This is a genomic window from Vibrio sp. A37, from assembly GCF_059777565.1.
The window spans coordinates 1-237 of the sequence record NZ_JBLNLI010000109.1 but is presented as its reverse complement, the minus strand read 5'-3'; the positions used below and the strand labels follow the sequence as shown (position 1 = coordinate 237).

1 pseudogene is annotated in these 237 nt (G+C 42.6%); it reads left to right on the top strand.

Features of this window, described 5'->3' with window-relative positions:
* Positions 1-237, top strand: a pseudogene (locus tag ACM2FC_RS23720) (amino acid ABC transporter substrate-binding protein); the annotation flags it as partial.

Genomic DNA, 237 nt, shown 5'->3' with positions numbered 1-237 from the left:
TTGCAGACTATTCTTACTCACATCAGTTTTTTTTCTCTCACCAACTCATTCGACTACGATTGGAGTTGACATAGTCACAGACGACTTTCCCCCTCTTCAGATACAGGTTAACGATAAACCTGCAGGTTATGTCGTAGAGTTTGTTCAAGAGCTAGTAAAAGACGCATCCGAAGAGCACCCGATACGAATCAACACAATACGGTTCCTTCCATGGAAGAGAGCTATGTCGTTCACTAA